The organism is Microbacterium sp. OVT16B (assembly GCF_019969705.1).
GTDB classification, from domain to species: Bacteria; Actinomycetota; Actinomycetes; order Actinomycetales; family Microbacteriaceae; genus Microbacterium; species Microbacterium natoriense.
In genome coordinates this window covers 2,968,226-2,987,014 of the sequence record NZ_JAHXZA010000001.1, presented here as the reverse complement: position 1 = coordinate 2,987,014, position 18,789 = coordinate 2,968,226, and the positions used below count along the sequence as shown (strand labels likewise).

Genomic DNA, 18,789 nt, shown 5'->3' with positions numbered 1-18,789 from the left:
GACCGTGCGGCGCCGCACGGCGCGCGGGTACCTTCGCCGCATGACTCTTCTCCAGGAACAGCTCTCGATCATCGCCGACGTCACTGCCGAGGAGCGCGCTCAGCGTCTCACCTCCGCGGGCACCGCGTGGAACGAGCGCATCGCCGCCGATGCGGGCGCGGCCGCTCTCACCTACAAGGTCACAGGTCGCGGCATCGGATCCGTGGCGACCGAGATCCGCGCGGGGAAGCACCGCTTCCTCGTCGACGAGCCGGGTGCCCTCGCCGGAGACGACGCGGCGGCGAGCCCGGTCGAGTACGCCCTGGGCGCGCTCGTCTCCTGTCAGGTCGTCGTCTTCCGCCTGTACGCCCAGGCGCTCGGGCTCACGATCGACGAGATCGAGATCACGGCCGAGGGCGACCTCGACGTGCGCAAGCTGTTCGGCATCGACGAGTCCGGTCGTGCGGGGTTCCACGACGTGCGCGTGCGGGTCGACATCACGGGTCCCGACACGGCCGAGCAGTACGAGGAGCTGCGCCGGGTCGTCGACGCGCACTGCCCCGTGCTCGACCTGTTCGCGAACCCGGTGCCGACCTCGGGCGCGCTCGTCTGAGCGTCGCCGCGGAACCGAGCCGTCGCGGATGACGGGTGCGCCCGCACCGCACCCTCCGTCCGCGACGGTTCGCCGTGCGCCCCGAGTCCTGATAGCCTGGTCGGCTCGCCATGCGGGCGGAAGGACGGCCACGCACGGTGGGGTATATCGATGTCTCCGGCGTCTCATTGACGCTCCCAGACGGCAGACCGCTTCTCGATGAAGCGACATTCAGGGTCGGATCAGGCTCGACGAGCGCGCTGATCGGACCGAACGGCGCAGGCAAGACGACGATGCTGCGGATCATCCGCGGTGATCAGGCGGCGGATGACGGCGTCGTGACGATCGACGGCGGGCTCGGCGTGATGGACCAGTTCGTCGGCCACGGCGAGCCGGGGCAGACGGTGCACGAGCTGCTGGTGCGCGTGGCGCCTCGGCGCATCCGCGCGGCGGCCGAAGCCCTGGAGGTCGCCGAGAACGCGCTCATCGAACGCGACGAGCACGACACGCAGATGGCGTACGCGACCGCGATCTCCGAGTACGCGGATGCCGGCGGCTACGAGCACGAGACGGTGTGGGACCAGTGCACCGTCGCGGCGCTCGGCGTGCCCTTCGAGCGGGCGCGGTACCGCGAGCTCACGACGCTCTCCGGCGGAGAGCAGAAGAGACTCGCCCTCGAGGCCCTGCTCAGGGGGCCGGACGAGGTGCTGCTCCTCGACGAGCCGGACAACTACCTCGACGTGCCGGCCAAGCGCTGGCTCGAGGAGCAGCTGCGGCAGACGCCCAAGACGGTGCTCCTCGTGTCGCACGATCGCGAGCTGCTGGCGCGGGCGGCCGATCGCCTCATCACGCTCGAACCGGGCGGCGCCGGTGCGACGGCGTGGGTGCACGGAGGCGGTTTCGCGACGTACCACCAGGCGCGGAGCGACCGCATGGACCGGCTCGACGAGCTGCGCAGGCGATGGGACGAGCAGCACGAGAAGCTGCGGATCCTTGTCGCGAACCTCAAGGTGAAGGCGTCCGCGAACGACGGCTTCGCGTCGAGATACCAGGCGGCGCAGACCAGACTCCGCAAGTTCGAGGAGGCAGGGCCTCCCGAGGAGCGCCCGCCGGCGCAGGACTTCGACATGCGGCTGCGGGGGTCACGGACGGGCAAGCGCGCGGTCGTGGCGACGGGTCTCGAGCTCACCGGCCTCATGCGCCCCTTCGACGCGGAGGTCTGGTACGGCGACAGGGTCGCGGTGCTGGGCTCGAACGGCTCGGGCAAGTCGCACTTCCTGAGGCTGCTCGCCCGAGGGGGCACCGACCCCGACCCCACGCTCGGCCATGTGACGTCGACGGGGGAGCAGCTGAGCGAGGTCGCCCACTCCGGGCAGGCGGTGCTCGGCGCGCGCGTCGTCCCAGGGCTGTTTGCGCAGACGCACGCGCATCCGGAGTTCGTCGGACGCACTCTGCTGGAGATCCTGCACCGCGGAGACGAGCGCAGATCGGGGATGCCGAGGGATGCGGCGAGCTCGGCGCTCGACCGGTACGGCCTCGTGCGGCAGGCCCAGCAGACCTTCGAGTCGCTGTCGGGCGGTCAGCAGGCGCGCTTCCAGGTGCTGCTCCTGGAGCTCTCCGGGGCCACCCTGCTGCTGCTCGACGAGCCGACGGACAACCTCGACCTCGAGTCCGCTGAGGCGCTCGAGGATGCTCTCGCGCGGTTCGAGGGCACGGTGCTCGCGGTGACCCACGACCGCTGGTTCGCCCGCTCGTTCGACCGCTTCCTGGTGTTCGGCTCCGACGGCGAGGTCTACGAGGCCGACGCCCCGGTCTGGGACGAGAAGCGGGTGCTGCGAGCGCGCTGACGGGCGCGGTGAGGGGGCGACGTGCAGCTTTCGGGGCGCTTCGTCTCGTCGCTGCGCTCCTCGCTCGACGACCGGGCGCGCGCGATCCCGGTCGTTGAGCGAGCGGGGCGAGTCGGAACGCGGTGAGGGGTCGAGAAGCGCGGCATCCGACCGCACGCACTCGACGTTGCTCGACCCCTCACCGACCGTCGGGCAGGCGGAACGGGGATGCTGCGCGCGCCGACGGGTCGAGGGCGAGGTCGGCGAGCACGGCGCCGACGCCCGGGGCGAACTTGAAGCCGTGCCCGGAGAATCCGGCGCCGACCACGATCCGCCCACGCCGGTCGAGCACGAACGCCGAGTCGTCGGTCGAGGTGTAGGTGCAGCTGATCGGAGCGGCGGATGCCGGGTCGAGGCCGGGCATCCACTCCCGCACGTACTCGGCGAGAGCCTCCGCATGGGCGGGGCGGTGCGGTCGCGCGTCGGGGTCGACCACGTCGCCGACGCGATGGAAACCGACCTTCACGCCCTCACCGGGCGTCGGCATGCCGTACACCGTGGCCGGGTGGCGCTCGGGGTCCGCGTAGTGGTTGAACGAGGGCCACGCGGCGTCGCCGGTCGGCGCGAAGTGCGCGGGGGACTCCTCCGTGACCGTCAGCCGCGGCAGGTCGAGTGACGGCAGCATCCGCGATGTCCATGCGCCGACCGTGACCACGGCGACCTCGGCGTCCAGCGTGCCCGAGGGCAGCGTCAGCCGCACCCCGGCATCCGTGTCGTCGATGCGGAGCACCGGCGTCTCCCACCGCACCTCTCCGCCCGCGGCGACGATGCGGCGCTCCAGCTCGACCAGCGCGGCCGACGCCCTGGCGACGCCCGCGTCGCGCGAGTACAGCACGTCGTCGTCGAAGCGCATGCCCGGCCAGCGGCGGGTCGCCTCAGCGGCGGACAGCATCACGGCGTGGATGCCGCGCTCGCCGAGGCGGCGGGCGATCGGGTCGAGGTCGAGGAGGCCGTGGGTGACCAGGCCGTGGAGACGCAGCAGCGGTTCGCCGTCGACGGCGCCGAGCGCATCCCACCCCTCGCGGGCCCGCACGAGGAGGTCGAGGTAGTGCTCGTCGTCGTAGGCGTTGTTGAAGTTGCGGGTGGCTCCGTGGGAGGCCCCCTCGTGGTGTCCGCGGGCGAAGCGCTCGAGCACCACGGGTCTGAGGCCTCGGCGCGCGAGTTCCCACGCCGTCGCCAGCCCCATCACGCCGCCGCCCACGACCGCGATCTGCACGGCATCCGTCTTCATGCGTCCTCCCTGAGGGTCGGCTCCAGTCTCCCAGCCGTCGATGCCTCCGCGTGCCGGGTAGTCTGGTCTGGTGACCACAGAGATCGATCTCGGCCGAGGAAAGCGCGCGCGACGCGCGTACACGTTCGACGACATCGCGGTGGTGCCCTCGCGGCGCACCCGCAACCCCGAAGACGTGTCCACCGCATGGACCATCGACGCCTTCGGCTTCGAGATCCCGGTACTCGGCGCGCCGATGGACTCGGTCGTGAGCCCGAAGACCGCGATCATGCTCGGTCAGCTGGGCGGCCTCGGCGTGCTCGACCTCGAAGGGGTCTGGACCCGCTACGAGGACCCGGAGCCCCTTCTCGCGGAGATCGCGGGTCTGAGCGACGAGAGCGCGACGACGCGGATGCAGGAGCTGTACTCCGAGCCGATCAAGCCCGAGCTCATCACGCGCCGCCTTGCGGAGATCCGCGACGCGGGCGTCACCGTCGCAGGCTCCCTCACGCCGCAGCGCACCCAGGAGTTCTACGACACGGTCGCCGCCGCCGGCGTCGACCTGTTCGTGATCCGCGGCACCACGGTGTCGGCAGAGCACGTGTCGAGCGTCGACCAGCCGCTCAACCTCAAGAAGTTCATCTACGACCTCGACGTCCCCGTGATCGTCGGCGGCGCCGCGACCTACACGGCGGCCCTGCACCTCATGCGCACCGGAGCCGCCGGCGTCCTCGTCGGGTTCGGCGGGGGAGCGGCGTCGACGACGCGCGCGACCCTCGGCATCCACGCCCCGATGGCGACGGCCGTGTCCGACGTGGCCGCGGCCCGCCGCGACTACCTCGACGAGTCGGGCGGGCGCTACGTGCACGTGATCGCCGACGGCGGCGTCGGCACCTCGGGCGACATCGTCAAGGCTCTCGCCATGGGCGCCGACGCGGTCATGCTCGGCGTCGCGCTGGCCCGTGCCACCGATGCTCCCGGCCGCGGGTTCCACTGGGGCCCCGAGGCGCACCACCCGAAGCTCCCGCGCGGCCGTCGCGTCGAGGTCGGCGGCATCGGCACGCTCGAAGAGGTCCTGTACGGTCCCGCCCCGGTGGCGGACGGCACGGCGAACCTCATCGGGGCGCTCCGCAAGTCGATGGCGACCACCGGATACTCCGATCTCAAGGAGTTCCAGCGGGTCGAGGTCGTCCTGGCGCCCTACGAGGCCTGAGGCCCAGCTCTTCACCGTGACCACCCCTGCGCTGTTCCCGCCCACCCTGCGTGAGGTGATGCTCCGGGGACGCTGGATCGGCATGCTGCTGCTCTGCCTCGTCGTCGCCGGCGTGTTCGCCTGGCTCGGGCAGTGGCAGCTCGGGCGCGCGATCGACACGTCGCCGCAGGCCCCAGGAGCCACCGAGCAGGTCCGTCCGCTCACGGATGTCGTGGAGCCGGGGGAGTATCTGAACGAGCCTCTCGTGGGGCAGCGCGTGAAGACGAAGGGGCACTGGATCCCCGAGGACTTCATCGTCGTGTCGACCCGCTTCAACGACGGTGCGCAGGGCTACTGGGTGACCGGTCAGCTGCGCGTCGCTGAGCGCACGTCGATCGCCGTCGCGATCGGCTGGGCGCCGGATCGGGAGTCGGCCGATGCCGCCGTCGCGGATCTGGAAGCGGATGCCGACGGCTCCGAGGTCTCGGTCACAGGGCGCATCATCTCCGATGAAGGGCCGGTCGTCCCGCCCCGCGACGAACCGGACAGGCTGGACCGCATGTCCCCGGCCGCGCTGCTGAGCCGCTGGCACGACGTGGACCAGCTGAGCGTGTACCGCCCGTATCTCGCGTCGATCTCGGCCGTCGACGGACTGGTCGACATCTCGTCGCCGGCGCCGGAGGAGGGCTCCTCGGTGAACTGGCTGAACATCTTCTACGCGGTCGAGTGGGCGATCTTCGCCGGCTTCGCGTTCTACCTCTGGTACCGCCTCGCGAAGGACGCCTGGGAGCGAGAGGTCGAGGAGTTCGAAGACGCGGCATCCGCGTGAACTCCGCGCATCCGCGCACCCGCTCGCGCGCATCTGCGCGATGATTGTGGGCTCTCTCCGAACGGTTTTGTCGATCGGATGAGCAATGCATGACGAATCGGCAAACAGCGTTGAGGATGTCCGGGCCCGTCCGTAAGCTCCCACACATATGTGTTGGCTGGGAGACCGGCGAGCACGATCGGAGGCTCCACAAGAGTCCTCCGCATACGAGATCCGCAACGCCGAGGAGACCTGCCGAATGAACTTCGCCCCCGACGACGGCGCCCGAGAGGGCCTCGCTTCGTCTGCGCACCGGAAGCGGGGGCGCATCGGCGCTCTCGCTGCGACCTGCATCGCCGCCCTGAGCCTCGGCTCCCTGGTCGCGACCCCCGCCTTCGCCAGCACCGACGGAACGGGGGTGGTGATCAACGAGGCCTACCTCTCCGGCGGCAGCGCCGGCGCGGCCTTCACCAACAAGTTCGTCGAGCTCTACAACCCGACCTCCGCGCCGATCACGCTCGACGGCAAGTCGCTGCAGTACCGCTCGGCGACCGGCACGGCCGCCTTCTCCGGCGTCGCCGCCCTCACCGGCACGATCCCGGCCGGCGGCTACTACCTCGTGCAGGGAGGCAGCAACGGTGCGAACGGCGCGGCGCTCCCCAAGGCGGATGCCGTCAGCACCCTCAACCCGAGCGGCTCCTCCGGCACGATCGCACTCGTCGACGGAACCGCCGCGGTGAACCTCACCCCCGGTTCGACCGCGGGCGCCGCCGGCGTCATCGACGTCCTCGGCTACGGAACCTCGAACACCTTCGAGACCGCGGCGGCGACCGCGCCGGCCGGGAACACCGACGTGAAGTCGCTGAACCGCACCGGCGGCGCGGACACCGACAACAACAGCGTCGACTTCACCCTCTCGGCGTCGGTCACGCCGCAGGGCTCCGGCGGCACCGATCCGGGCACCGACCCCGGCACGCAGCCCACCAAGGCCACCATCGCCGAGGTCCAGGGCACGACCGACGTCTCGCCGCTGAACGGCAAGACCGTCACGGTCGAGGGCGTCGTCACCGCCGACTACCGCACCGGCGGCTACAAGGGCGTCACGATCCAGACGCAGGGCTCTGGCGGCGCGAACGACGCGACGCCCGGAGCATCCGACGGCGTCTTCGTGTTCCTGAACGCGCTCACCCCGACGCTCGCGATCGGCGACCTCGTCTCGGTCACCGGCCCCGTGAGCGAGTACTTCGGCCAGACGCAGGTGAACCCGGCGACCGCCTCCGCGATCTCCGTGGTGCAGGCGGGCGTCGGCGTCCCTGCAGCGACTCCGCTGCCCGACACGGCGGTCGGCGCAGCACGTGAGCAGTTCGAGAGCATGTACGTCGCTCCGACCGGCACCTACCGCGTCGCGTCCAGCCACCAGCTGTACAACTACGGCGCGCTGTGGCTGAACGTGGGTGGCGGACTCGCCCAGAAGAGCACCGAGGCCGCTCTTCCCGGCCCGGATGCCGCGGCGATCACCGCCGCCAACCGTGCGAACCGCATCCTCCTCGATGACGGATGGTCGATCCAGGTCACGAACAACGGCCACCCGAACGACCAGCCGTACTTCACCAAGGACGCGGTCGTCCGCAACGGCGACACCGTCGACTTCGGCGACAACGGCTACGTGCTGCAGTGGAGCTTCGACGACTGGCGTCTGCAGCCGGTGGTGCCGATCGACAGCACGTCGTCGGCCGACCTCAAGGTGGGCTTCACCGCCACGAACCCGCGCCCCGCGAAGGCTCCGGTCGTCGGCGGCGACGTGCAGGTCGCGTCGTTCAACGTCTACAACTACTTCACGACGCTGAAGAGCCAGAACTCGAACGCGCGAGGAGCGGCGACCGCTGCGGAGTTCGCGATCCAGAAGTCGAAGATCGTGGCGGCCATCAACGGCCTCGACGCCGAGATCGTCTCGCTCATGGAGATCGAGAACTCGGTCAAGCTCGGCGGCACGCTGGACTCGGCCCTCGCCGATCTGGTCGCGGGTCTCAACGAGGCCGCGGGCAGCGATGTCTGGGCCTACGTGCACACCCCGGCGGCGCTGAACAACGCGGCGACGACCGACTACATCACCAGCGCGATCATCTACAAGAAGGGCGCCGTCTCCCCGGTGGGCGACAGCATGACCGTCACGGATGAGACCGTCTGGGGCAACGCCCGCGAGCCGATCGCCCAGGCGTTCGACGTCGACGGCCGTGTCGTCACGGTCGTCGCGAACCACCTGAAGTCGAAGTCCGACCCCAAGGACGGCACCCCGGTGCCGACCGACGAGCAGGGCTTCTTCAACGCCGACCGCGTCGCCCAGGCGAAGTCGATCCTCGCGTTCACGCAGAAGATCGAGCAGACCACGGGCAGCGCCGACATGCTGCTCATCGGCGACTTCAACGCCTACGCGAAGGAGGACCCGATCCGGGTCTTCACGGATGCGGGCTGGAGCGACGTCGCGCGTGAGAAGGCGGCGGACGAGCACACGTACAGCTTCGACGGGGAGGTCGGCTCGCTCGACCACGTCATCGCCTCGCCGTCGCTCGCCTCGTCGATCACCGGAGCAGGCGTCTGGAGCATCAACTCGCCCGAGTGGAGCGACCGCGGCTACGCGTTCGGCGCCACCGAGTCGGGTACGCCCTACCGCTCCAGCGACCACGACCCGATCATCGTCGGCGTCTCGGCCACGACCCCGCCGGTGAGCATCGACGTCGTCACGGTCAACGACTTCCACGGTCGGATCGAGGCAGACGGGGCCGCTGCCGGAGCCGCGGTCCTCGCGGGCGCCGTCAAGCAGTTCCGCGCGGAGAACCCGAACACGATCTTCGCCGGAGCCGGCGACCTGATCGGCGCCTCGACGTTCACCTCGTTCATCAACGACGACAACCCCACCATCGACGCGCTCAACGCCGCAGGACTCGACGTGAGCGCCGCGGGCAACCACGAGTTCGATCAGGGCTGGGCCGACCTGCGCGACCGCGTGCAGGAGCGTGCGAACTGGGAGTACATCTCCTCGAACGTGTTCCTCACCGAGACCGGGCAGCCTGCGCTCGCCCCGGCCTGGGTCAAGGAGCTCGACGGCGTGCGCGTCGGCTTCGTGGGCGCCGTGACGGAGGACCTCGACTCGCTCGTGTCCCCCGACGGCATCAAGGACCTCGAGGTCCGCAGCATCGTCGACTCGGTGAACGCCGTGGCCGACGACCTGCGCGACGGCGACGAGTCCAACGGCGAGGCGGATGTCGTCATCCTCCTCGTGCACGAGGGCGCAGCCACGGTCGACGTGTCCAGCATCACGCCGGACTCGCCGCTCGGGGAGATCGTCTACGGGGTGGACAAGGACGTGGACGCCATCGTCTCGGCGCACACGCACCTCGCCTACAACCACGTCATCGACGGCCGTCCGGTTGTCTCGGCCGGTCAGTACGGCGAGAACCTCGGCCTGATGAACATCAAGGTCGACCCGAAGACGAAGGACCTGATCTCGATCACCAACCAGATCAAGCCCCTCACCGCGGCAGGCAAGCCGCTCTACCCGGCAGTGCCGGAGGTGGCCGACATCGTCGCGAAGGCCAAGGCGGAGGCCGACATCCTCGGCGCCGTCAAGGTCGGCGACATCACGGGCGACCTCAACCGCGCTCGCCAGAGCGACGGCAAGACGGAGAACCGCGGTGGCGAGTCCACCATCGGCAATTTCGTCGCCGACGTGCAGAAGTGGTCCACCGGCGCCGACCTGGCGCTGATGAACCCGGGTGGCATCCGCGCGAACCTCACCTACGCGTCGAGCGGGGCGAGCGACCCGAACGGCAACGTCACCTACCGCGAGGCGGCGACGGTCCAGCCGTTCGCCAACACGCTGGTCACGCTGACGCTCACGGGCGCCCAGCTGAAGAGCGTGCTCGAGGAGCAGTGGCAGCCGGCCGGCTCGGCGCGTCCGTTCCTCAAGCTCGGCGTCTCCAAGGAGCTGTCGTACACGTACGACCCCTCGGCGGCCCAGGGCTCGCGGATCACGACGATGACGCTGAACGGCGCACCGGTCGACCCCGCGGCGAACTACACGGTGGCGGCGAACTCGTTCCTTGCGGCGGGTGGAGACAACTTCACCTCGTTCAAGCTCGGCACGGGCAAGCGCGACACCGGCAAGATCGACCTGCAGTCCATGGTCGACTGGTTCGACGCGAACAAGACGGCGACCCCCGACCTCGCGCAGCGTGCGGTCGGCGTCGCGGTCAGCGCCCCGGATGCCGACGGCTACAGCGCCGGCGACCAGGTCACCGTGTCGCTCTCCTCGCTGGCGTTCAGCGCAGGCGAGCAGGCGCCGGGCGAGGTGACGCTGAAGCTCGGCGACACCGTGCTCGCGACGGGCGCGATCGACCCGGCCATCGTCGACACCTTCGACGAGGTCGGCCGCGCGGCGCTCACGTTCACGGTTCCGTCCGGTGTGTACGGCGCGACGTCGCTCACGGTCTCGGTCGCGGGCACCGGAACCACGGCGCAGGTGCCGTTCACGATCGCGGGCCAGCCCGTGTTCGCGGGCACCATCGCCCTGGACTCCTCGAAGGTCACCGCGGGCAAGAAGCTCACGATCACCGGAAAGGGCTACCAGCCCGGGGAGACCGTGACGGTTCAGCTGCAGCCGAAGAAGGGTCAGCCGCTCACGCTCGGCACGGTCCAGGTGCGCGCGGACGGGACCTTCAGCACGTCGGTCGTCGTGCCGAAGAGCGTGCCTGCGGGCAAGTACACGGTCGCGGTGGCTCAGGCCGACGGCGACAAGGCGACCGCAACGGTCACCGTGAACAAGGCGGGTGGCATCGGCGGCATCATCGGTGCGATCCTCGATTGGCTCTGGGACATCATCAAGGGCTGGTTCTGACCTTCAGGAGCAACAGCGCGGAGGCCGCCGGGAGTGATCCCGGCGGCCTCCGTCGTCTGTAGCGGGGAAGAGGATGCCCGCAGGTCAGAGGCTCGCGCCGGCCTCGACGGGGGCCCAGGCGAAGCCGTCGGGGTCGACGGCTGCTCCGAGCACGCCGTTGATGCGGAGCCGGTGCGAGCCGGAACCGGATGCCGCGACCCCCGCGTCCTTCGCGAGCGACGCGTGCCGGTAGAGTCCGAGCCCGATGGGGCTCGTCCCCGTGTCGAACTGCACGTAGCTGCGGCCGAAGCTCTTCGCGACGCCGATGCCGCGCTCCGTGTAGAACGTCTTCGAGGCGAGGACGTCCGCGGCGCCGAGCAAAAGGATGATCTCGTCGACGGTGCGGCTCGGGGGAGCGGTGTCCTTCTTCGCCGACGTGGCGATCTTCCAGATCGCACCGTCCGGAGCCTGCACGGTGCCGCCGACGCCCCAGAGGGACTTCGATACGGGCTTGATGACCGTGGCTCCCGCCGCGACGGCGGCGTCGACGAGCGCGTGCACGTTCGCGGGCTGGGCGACCACGAGCGAGAGGGTGTAGCCGCGGAAGCCGGAGCTCTCGGCATCGGCTGCACGGAATCGCAGCCTGTCGCCGAGCCCGAAAGCTGCGTCGTAGAAGGCCTGGGCGGTGGTGACGTCGGAGACGTCGAGGGTGAGGGATTCGATTGCGCTGTTCATGCCCTCGACGCTACGGACGCGGCATGCTGCGTGCTTCTCGATTCCTGACCGGATCGGCGGAAGGGCGTGCGGCGACGATCACGGGGTGAGGACGTCGACCTCAGCCTGGGCGAGTGCCTCCGCCATGCCGGTCTCCGGGAGCGCGTCCGTGACGAGGTAGTCCGCACGATCGAGGGGCGCCACCTGGGCGAACAGCCGACGGCCCAGCTTCGAGGTGTCGGCGAGGATCGCCGTCCGCTCCGCCCGTTGGATCATCTCCGACATCATGGCGGCATCGCCCAGGTTCGATGTCGAGTAGCCCGCCTCGTCCACGGCGCCCACCGCGATGAGAGCCAGGTCGCAGCGGATGTCGACCTCGGGGCCCCCGGGCGTCATGGTGAACGTCACCGGGCCGGTGGTCGCCTGGGTGATCGCTCTGACCGCCCCGCCGAAGACGTAGAGGTCGCGGAAGGCCGAGGGGGAGATCTCCGCGGGGATGCGGAGATTGTTCGTCGCGATGGTGAGGTCCTTGTGATTGCGGAGGGCTCGAGCCAGCGCGAGCGTCGTCGTGCCCGCGTTGATCATGACGACGGCGCCGTCGTCGATGAGGCCGGCGGCGACGCGCGCGATCTTCTCCTTCTCCTCCGTCTGCATCTGGAGTCGCACGTCGAGTGCGCGATCCTTCAGCTGCCCCTCGGCGGCGCTCACCGCGCCGCCGTGCGTGCGGATCAGCACGCCCTCCCGGTCGAGCTGATCGAGATCCCGTCGGATGGTGTCGATCGAGACGTCGAAGTGCTCGGCGAGGTCGGCGACGGTGACCTGACCCGTCTGCTCGACGTACGCGGCGAGATCGGCCTTTCGTCCTGCGGGGAGGCGGCGTCTGCGGCCGGTTCCGGATGCTTCCATGCAGTCTTCTTAGCACACGGTGCGCTTTTTCCCGCATGTTGCGGCAGAAAACAGCAAGAAGGGGGACGCGTGCATGCGCCCTCGACGCCGCGCGTCGGCAGGGCTGTACGCGAAATCGTGCAGAGAATCTCTTGACCTGGCCGCATATCTCGGCATAACATTGCTTAAAACCGCATGAACAAGCATTGAGGCGCGTGATGCGGCACGATCTCGAAGAGGAGAAGTGATGATGACAGTGGGACGAGGGCGGCGACGTGCTCTGACGCTCGCCAGTGCGGTGACCGCGACCCTGACCGTTCTCGCCGTGGCCGGCTGCTCCGCCGGCGACAGCGGATCGGGCGGCGATGCAGGCGGAGACGTCACGATCGAGTTCGCCCAGTGGTGGGAGCCCGAACTCCCCGACGGCGAGTTCCGTGCGCTGATCGACAAGTTCGAGGACGAGAACCCCGGCATCACCGTCAAGCTCGTCAGCGGCCCGTACGCCTCCACGAAGGAGCAGCTGTTCGCCGGTGCGGCATCCGGCACCATGCCGGACGTCGTCGGTCTCGACGGCGCCTGGGTCAACGACTTCGCGTCGCAGGGGGTCATCGCCGACCTCACGGCCCTCATGAAGGAGTACGACTACGACGACAGCGAGCTCGCCAGCCAGATCCAGGTCGACGGCAGCACCTACATGATCCCGGTGGTGAACTTCGTCTACCCGATGTTCACCAACGACACCCTGCTCGCCCAGGCGGGCGTCGACGCACCGCCGGCGACGCGCAGCGAGTTCGCCGACGCGGCCGCGAAGGTCTCGGCCCTGGGCGGCGACGTCTCCGGCTGGGTGCTCCCGCTCTCGCTCGAGGCGCCGAACGGCGTGCAGAACGACGTCATGTCCTGGGTGTGGGCCTCCGGCGGATCGATGCTGAAGGACGGCAAGCCCGATCTCACCAACGACGACGTCACGTCGGCGGTCGAGTACATCGACGGCCTCTGGGACGACGGGGTGATCGCATCGGGCTCCTTCACGATGAAGGAGCAGGACAAGGTCGAGGAGTTCACGAACGGACGCGTCGGCATGATGATCGACTCACTCGCGCACATCAACCTGATCAGGGAGACCAACCCCGATCTGAAGTTCTCGATCTCGGCACTGCCCGCCGAGGACGGATACGACGGCGAGCGCGGCATCCCCTACGCCTCCTGGGGCATCGGCGTCGCAGAGAACTCCGAGCACAAGGAAGCGGCGTTCAAGCTGGTGTCTTTCCTGATGAGCGAGAAGACGAACTCCGAGCTGTCGACGATGGCCAAGGCGTTCCCCGGCAACTCGAAGTCCGTCCCGGACTTCGTGAACGACGACGAGCTCTTCAAGACGGCGTTCGACATCTACCAGGCGGGCTACCCGGCGAACGAGTTCACCGGTCTCCCTGTCGCCGAGGAGCTCATGCGCCAGCTCGGAGAGCAGCTGCAGTCCGCCTTCGACGGGCAGCAGTCGATTCCGGACGCGCTCAAGAAGGCCCAGCAGGCCTGGGAAGCGGAGTTCTGACCCTCCCGCATCCCCTCTGAACGGGGTGCCGCATCGCACAGGATGCGATGCGGCACCCGACCAACCAAGGAGCACCGGTTCCCATGAGCCTGAGAACAACCGACGACACCGAGGTGATCGTCACCGGAGCCCCGCTGTCGCGTCGACGTCGGCAGCTGCGCAAGACCTCCGAGTCCTACGTCTTCCTCTCGCCGACGATCATCCTGCTGTTCGTGCTGATGATCGTGCCGATCGTCATGGTGATCGGGTACTCCTTCCAGGACAACGTCATCCTGAACAAGTCGCCGGAGTTCGTCGGCCTCGAGAACTACACGGGGATCCTCTCCGACCCCCGATTCTGGAAGGCGACGGGCAACACCGTCCTGTTCACGGTGGCGAGCGTCGTCGCCCACCTCGTGCTCGGCCTCGCCTTCGCGATGATGCTGAACAGCCCGCTGCTGGGCCGGGTGTCGCGGGCGGTCTTCCGAGCCCTCTACATCCTCCCGTGGCTCTTCACGGTCGCCGTCATCGCGGTGCTGTGGCGCATGCTCCTCGCCCCGAACGGCGTGATCAACTTCCTGCTCAACACCGACATCGAGTGGTTGGCCTCCCCGCAGCTCGCCCTCGGCACCATCATCTTCATCAACATCTGGGCGGGGTACCCGTTCTTCATGGTGAGCCTGCTCGCGGGTCTCCAGGGCATCCCGACCGAGCTGAACGAGGCGGCCACGGTCGACGGGGCCGGCGCCGTGCAGCGCTTCTGGAACGTCACGATCCCGCAGCTGCGACCGATCATCGTCAGCCTCGTGCTGCTCGACCTCATCTGGACGTCGCAGCAGTTCGCCCTCATCTGGATGACGACCGGCGGCGGTCCGATCGACGTCACCGAGGTGCTGAGCACCTTCACCTACAAGCTCGCCTTCGCGAAGTACGACTTCTCGAGTGCGGCGACCTCCGCCGTGCTGGTCCTGCTGATGTCGATGGTGCTCGCCGTGTTCTACGTCCGTCATCAGAAAGCGAGGGACTGATCATGGCTCTCACCGCCACCCGCCGACGCACGGTCGCGAAGATCGCGGTCACTCTCGGCCTGCTGCTGGGCGCGGTCTTCGCCGCCGGCCCCGTGCTGTGGATGCTGTCGAGCTCGTTCAAGTCGAACACGCAGATCTTCGAGCTGCCGCCCCGGCTGATCACGGACACGTTCTCGTTCGACGCGTACATCGCGATCTTCACGAACCCCGAGACGATGAGGTTCTTCCTCAACAGCTACATCGTCGCGGGCGCCGTCACGATCCTGACCCTCGTCGTCGCCATCCAGGCCGCCTACGCGTTCAGCCGATTCGACTTCCGGGGCAAGCGCATCCTGAACGTGGTGATCGTCAGCGTCCAGGCCGTTCCGCCGATCACGCTGCTGATCCCGTACTTCGGGCTCATGGTCGGCCTCGGCCTCTACAACTCCTACCCGGGACTGATCCTCACGTACATGGTGTTCACCCTGCCCTACGCGATCATCATGATGACCGGCTATTTCAACACCCTTCCCCGCGAGCTCGACGAGGCGGTCAGGGTCGACGGAGCCGGTTCGATGACGGCCCTGTGGCGGGTGCTCGTCCCCATCTCCGTGCCCGGGATCGTGTCCATCGGGATCTACACGTTCATGATCGCGTGGAACGAGTACCTCTTCGCCCTGACGCTGACCAAGTCGATCGACATGCGCACCGTCCCCATCGGCATCCAGCTCCTCATGGGACAGCACTCGTACGAGTGGAACCAGATCATGGCGATGAGCGTGCTCGGCTCGATCCCCGTCCTCATCCTCTTCCTCTTCTTCCAGCGGTACTTCATCAGCGGGCTCACGGCCGGGTCCGTGAAGAGCTGACCTTTCCGCCGCTGCCACCCACCACCACGAAACAGGAGAATCAAGTGCTCTACACCGGCAAGTCCATCCTCGACGTCGCGAACGCCAACAACTTCGCCATCCCCGCCTTCAACATCAGTGACTGGGCGATGTTCACCGGCATCATGGACGTCAGCGAGGAGAAGGAGGCCCCCGTCATCATCGCGATCCACCCCGACGAGGTCTCCCACATCACGACCGACCTCATCGCGGCCATGCATGCGCGGGCGCACCGCTCCAGCGTGCCGGTCGCGATCCACTGGGATCACGGCGGCACCTACGAGCAGATCATCACCGCCATCCGCTCCGGCTTCACCTCGGTCATGATCGACGCGTCGCTGCAGCCTTTCGATGAGAACGTGGCACTCACCCGCAAGGTCGTCGAGGCGGCGCACGCCGTCGGCATCCAGGTGGAGGGCGAGCTCGGCACGATCGGCGCCAACGACAGCTACGGCGAGTCGGGTGCCGCGGAGATCATCTACACCAACCCCGCGGATGCCGTGAGGTTCGTGGAGGAGACCGGCGTCGACAGCCTCGCGATCGCGATCGGAACGTCGCACGGTCTCTACCCCGCCGACAAGAACCCGGAGCTGCGTCACGACCTGCTGGAGGAGATCAAGGCCGCCGTCGGCATCCCTCTCGTGCTGCACGGCGGATCCTCGAACCCCGATGCGGAGCTGCGTCGCGCCGTCGAGCTGGGGGTCAACAAGATCAACATCTCCAGCGACATCAAGGTGTCGTACCACAACCGCATGCGCGAGATCCTGGGGACGGACGAGCGCCTTCGGGAGCCGAACGCGATCCAGCCCGAGCCGATCGCGGCGATGAAGGTCACCGCGGCGGAGAAGATCGAGCTGTTCGGGGCCGACGGCAAGGCTCCGCTGTACTGAGCGGCAGGACGGGCGCGACAGGAGGATGATCGGCGACGTGGGCAGGCGAAGACTCGTACTGGGACTCGGCGGGACCGTCGACTACGAGCTGCGGTGGGATTCCGCCGTGCTCGGAAGGCTGGCGCGGGCTCACGGGATCCGCAGGCACGAGGTGACCTCCACCTCGCCGATCGTCGACGAGAGGTCGCTGATCGTGTCGATCCTCGCCTTCATGGCATCGGGGACAGGAGCGGAGCGGTTCGTGTCCGACTCGGCGGTGATCGAGCGCTTCAGCGCGCACTTCGCGTACGACGTGACCCTCGGCGGCACCGGGGTGCGCGCGGGGCTCGCGCTCGCAGGCCTCGGCATCCCGAGCACTCAGCACCTGGTCAGCATCGACGACACGGTGCGCAGGCTCCTGCCGGACGCGGTCTCGTACGTGTGCTCGGCCGACGCCGACACCCTCGACCCGCACCTCATCGTGCAGTACCCGGCCGGAGCTCAGGTGCAGCTCGTCGATGCCGATATCGTCTCGCCCGCGTCGAACCGTCTCATCTTCGCGAACGATCCTCCCAACCGTGAGATGGCCATCGCCCCGGCGCTCTCCGCGGAGCTGACGGATGCCGGCGGATTCCTGGTCTCGGGGTTCAACACCATGCAGGACCACGCTCTCCTGGAGCGGCGCCTCGGCGAGCTGCAGGCCGCGATGCGGACGCTGCCCGCCGACGCGCTGCTGTACTACGAGGACGCGGGGTTCTACACGCGCGAGTTCTCGGAGACCGTCCGTGCGCGGCTGCTGCCGCGGATCGACGTCTACGGAATGAACGAGGACGAGCTCCAGGAGTACGTCGGCCGCTCCGTGCGGCTGCTCGATGCGGACGAGGTCGCCGATGCGCTGCGCGAGGTGCATGCGCTGATCCCGGTCCCGGCTCTCGTCGTGCACACACGTTACTGGGCCGTCGCCGTGGGCCCGCAGGCCGCGCGCCACAGGAAGGCTCTCGACAGCGCCGTCAGCGTCGCCGCGACCCGCTACCGGCTCGGAGACGGCATCACGGCCGACGACGTGGCTGCGACGACAGGGCTCCCGCGTCATGAGGGCGGCGGCGAGCTGGTCAGGGCGGTCGAGGGCTCTCTGCCCGAGGCGGCGGGCGTCGCGGCGTTCCACCTCGACGTGCTCGCTCCGACCACGGTCGGGCTGGGGGACACGTTCGTCGGCGGCTTCCTGGCTGGCCACGTCGAACCCGTGCGGGCGACGGGGCGGCGATCCTGATGCCGATCGCCCTGCCCTCGAACCGCCCTCGTGAACGCTTCTACCGTGGCGGGCCGCGGATCACGCGGTTCCGCGGTGAGGCCCCCGCGGCAGCACGCGAGCCGGAGGACTGGATCGCGTCGACCACCACGATCCGTGGCGAGAGCGACCTCGGCCTGACGGTCCTGCCCGACGGGCGGATGCTGCGGGATGCGATCGCCGACGACCCCGTCGCCTGGCTCGGTGCGGCGCACGTAGAGAGGTGGGGTGCGGATGCCCGCCTGCTGGTCAAGCTCCTCGACGCCGGTCAGCGCCTGCCCGTGCACGCGCATCCGCACGATGACTTCGCGGCGGCTCATCTCGGCCGGCCTCACGGCAAGGCGGAGGCCTGGTACATCCTCGAGGGCGGCGTCGTCCACGTCGGACTGCGCCAGGAAGCCGGGGCCGCGGTGCTCGCGGATCTCGTGTCCCGGCAGGATTCCGAGGGACTCCTCTCGCTGCTGCACGAGATCGAGGTCGCACCGGGGGACGTGGTCTGGGTGCCGCCGGGGGAGCTGCACGCGATCGGTGCAGGCGTCCTGCTGCTGGAGCTCCAGCAGCCAGAGGATCTCTCGATCCTCCTGGAGTGGCGCGGGTACGAGCTGGACGCGACGGATGTGTGGCATCTCGGCCTCGGCTCCGATCTGGCCCTGAGCGCGGTCTCCACCGTCAGACGCTCGGAGCCCGAGATCGCGTCGCTCGTGCATCGGGCCCCGCGCACCGGTTCGGTGTTCCCGGCGGAGGCCGACCGGTACTTCCGGCTCGAGCGGGTCGATGTCGACGGCGTGACCGGTATCGCCGCGGGCTTCTCCGTCGTCGTGGCGACGGATGGGCGGATGGAGGTGGGCGGCGAGGCCGTTCACCGGGGGAGCGTTCTGCTCGTCGCCGCCGATGAGGGAGAGGTCGTCGTCGACGGGCGCGGCGAGCTGCTGATCGCCCGACCGCCGGCGCCGTAGGTGTGTGATCCGAGCTGAACGGCGAGCTCGCGAAACGCAGGTGATCGCAGATTCATCATTGTGTTTGTGTTGTTCTCTGTTGTATCGTGTGGGAATCTTCCCTCAACAACGGAGTCGG

The 18,789-nt window shown here is 68.9% G+C and carries 14 protein-coding genes; 11 read left to right on the top strand and 3 right to left on the bottom strand.

What is annotated here, in order from left to right:
* Positions 1-40 precede the first annotated feature (40 nt).
* Entirely contained in the window at positions 41-592 is a 552-nt protein-coding gene (locus LC438_RS14110) for an OsmC family protein (protein ID WP_105672786.1), read from the top strand.
* Positions 593-729: 137 nt separating this feature from the next.
* Positions 730-2,418 (top strand): ABC-F family ATP-binding cassette domain-containing protein, encoded by a 1,689-nt coding sequence (locus tag LC438_RS14105; protein ID WP_223586947.1) that lies wholly within the window; start codon positions 730-732, stop codon positions 2,416-2,418.
* A gap of 178 nt (positions 2,419-2,596) precedes the next feature.
* On the opposite strand, the gene LC438_RS14100 is transcribed toward LC438_RS14105, so the two are convergent.
* On the bottom strand, positions 2,597-3,688 hold the full coding sequence (locus LC438_RS14100; protein WP_105672787.1) for an FAD-dependent oxidoreductase: 1,092 nt from the start codon (positions 3,686-3,688) through the stop codon (positions 2,597-2,599).
* Between the two features lie 70 nt (positions 3,689-3,758).
* Between LC438_RS14100 and LC438_RS14095 the strand changes: the two genes are divergently transcribed.
* The 3 genes from LC438_RS14095 to LC438_RS14085 all read left to right on the top strand — a co-directional run bounded on the left by LC438_RS14095 (position 3,759) and on the right by LC438_RS14085 (position 10,561).
* Complete coding sequence (locus LC438_RS14095) at positions 3,759-4,880, top strand: GuaB3 family IMP dehydrogenase-related protein (RefSeq protein ID WP_105672720.1); 1,122 nt, start codon at positions 3,759-3,761, stop codon at positions 4,878-4,880.
* A gap of 58 nt (positions 4,881-4,938) precedes the next feature.
* The gene (locus LC438_RS14090) at positions 4,939-5,688 is read left to right on the top strand and encodes an SURF1 family protein (protein ID WP_223587478.1); all 750 of its coding nucleotides are present in this window, start codon (positions 4,939-4,941) and stop codon (positions 5,686-5,688) included.
* 238 nt (positions 5,689-5,926) lie between these two features.
* A complete protein-coding gene (locus LC438_RS14085; protein WP_223586946.1) occupies positions 5,927-10,561 on the top strand; it encodes an ExeM/NucH family extracellular endonuclease in 4,635 nt (1,544 codons plus the stop codon).
* A gap of 84 nt (positions 10,562-10,645) precedes the next feature.
* Here LC438_RS14085 and LC438_RS14080 read toward each other — a convergent pair whose 3' ends face one another.
* On the bottom strand, positions 10,646-11,275 hold the full coding sequence (locus LC438_RS14080; protein WP_105672722.1) for a glyoxalase: 630 nt from the start codon (positions 11,273-11,275) through the stop codon (positions 10,646-10,648).
* A 78-nt stretch (positions 11,276-11,353) separates the two neighbouring features.
* A complete protein-coding gene (locus LC438_RS14075) occupies positions 11,354-12,160 on the bottom strand; it encodes a DeoR/GlpR family DNA-binding transcription regulator (protein ID WP_105672723.1) in 807 nt (268 codons plus the stop codon).
* A 226-nt stretch (positions 12,161-12,386) separates the two neighbouring features.
* Between LC438_RS14075 and LC438_RS14070 the strand changes: the two genes are divergently transcribed.
* The 6 genes from LC438_RS14070 (at position 12,387) to LC438_RS14045 (ending at position 18,671) form a co-directional block, all read left to right on the top strand.
* Positions 12,387-13,685, top strand: a complete 1,299-nt coding sequence (locus LC438_RS14070) for a sugar ABC transporter substrate-binding protein (RefSeq protein WP_223586945.1) — start codon at positions 12,387-12,389, stop codon at positions 13,683-13,685.
* An 83-nt stretch (positions 13,686-13,768) separates the two neighbouring features.
* Positions 13,769-14,692 carry a carbohydrate ABC transporter permease gene (locus LC438_RS14065; protein WP_105672725.1) on the top strand — a complete coding sequence of 308 codons (924 nt, stop codon included), beginning with the start codon at positions 13,769-13,771 and terminating at the stop codon, positions 14,690-14,692.
* Positions 14,693-14,694: 2 nt separating this feature from the next.
* Positions 14,695-15,540 (top strand): carbohydrate ABC transporter permease, encoded by an 846-nt coding sequence (locus LC438_RS14060; RefSeq protein ID WP_223586944.1) that lies wholly within the window; start codon positions 14,695-14,697, stop codon positions 15,538-15,540.
* A 44-nt stretch (positions 15,541-15,584) separates the two neighbouring features.
* Complete coding sequence (locus LC438_RS14055) at positions 15,585-16,448, top strand: ketose-bisphosphate aldolase (protein WP_105672727.1); 864 nt, start codon at positions 15,585-15,587, stop codon at positions 16,446-16,448.
* A 37-nt stretch (positions 16,449-16,485) separates the two neighbouring features.
* Complete coding sequence (locus LC438_RS14050; protein ID WP_223586943.1) at positions 16,486-17,697, top strand: ADP-dependent glucokinase/phosphofructokinase; 1,212 nt, start codon at positions 16,486-16,488, stop codon at positions 17,695-17,697.
* On the top strand, positions 17,697-18,671 hold the full coding sequence (locus LC438_RS14045; RefSeq protein ID WP_223586942.1) for a class I mannose-6-phosphate isomerase: 975 nt from the start codon (positions 17,697-17,699) through the stop codon (positions 18,669-18,671). Before LC438_RS14050 ends, LC438_RS14045 begins: the two co-directional genes overlap by 1 nt.
* Positions 18,672-18,789: the final 118 nt, after the last annotated feature.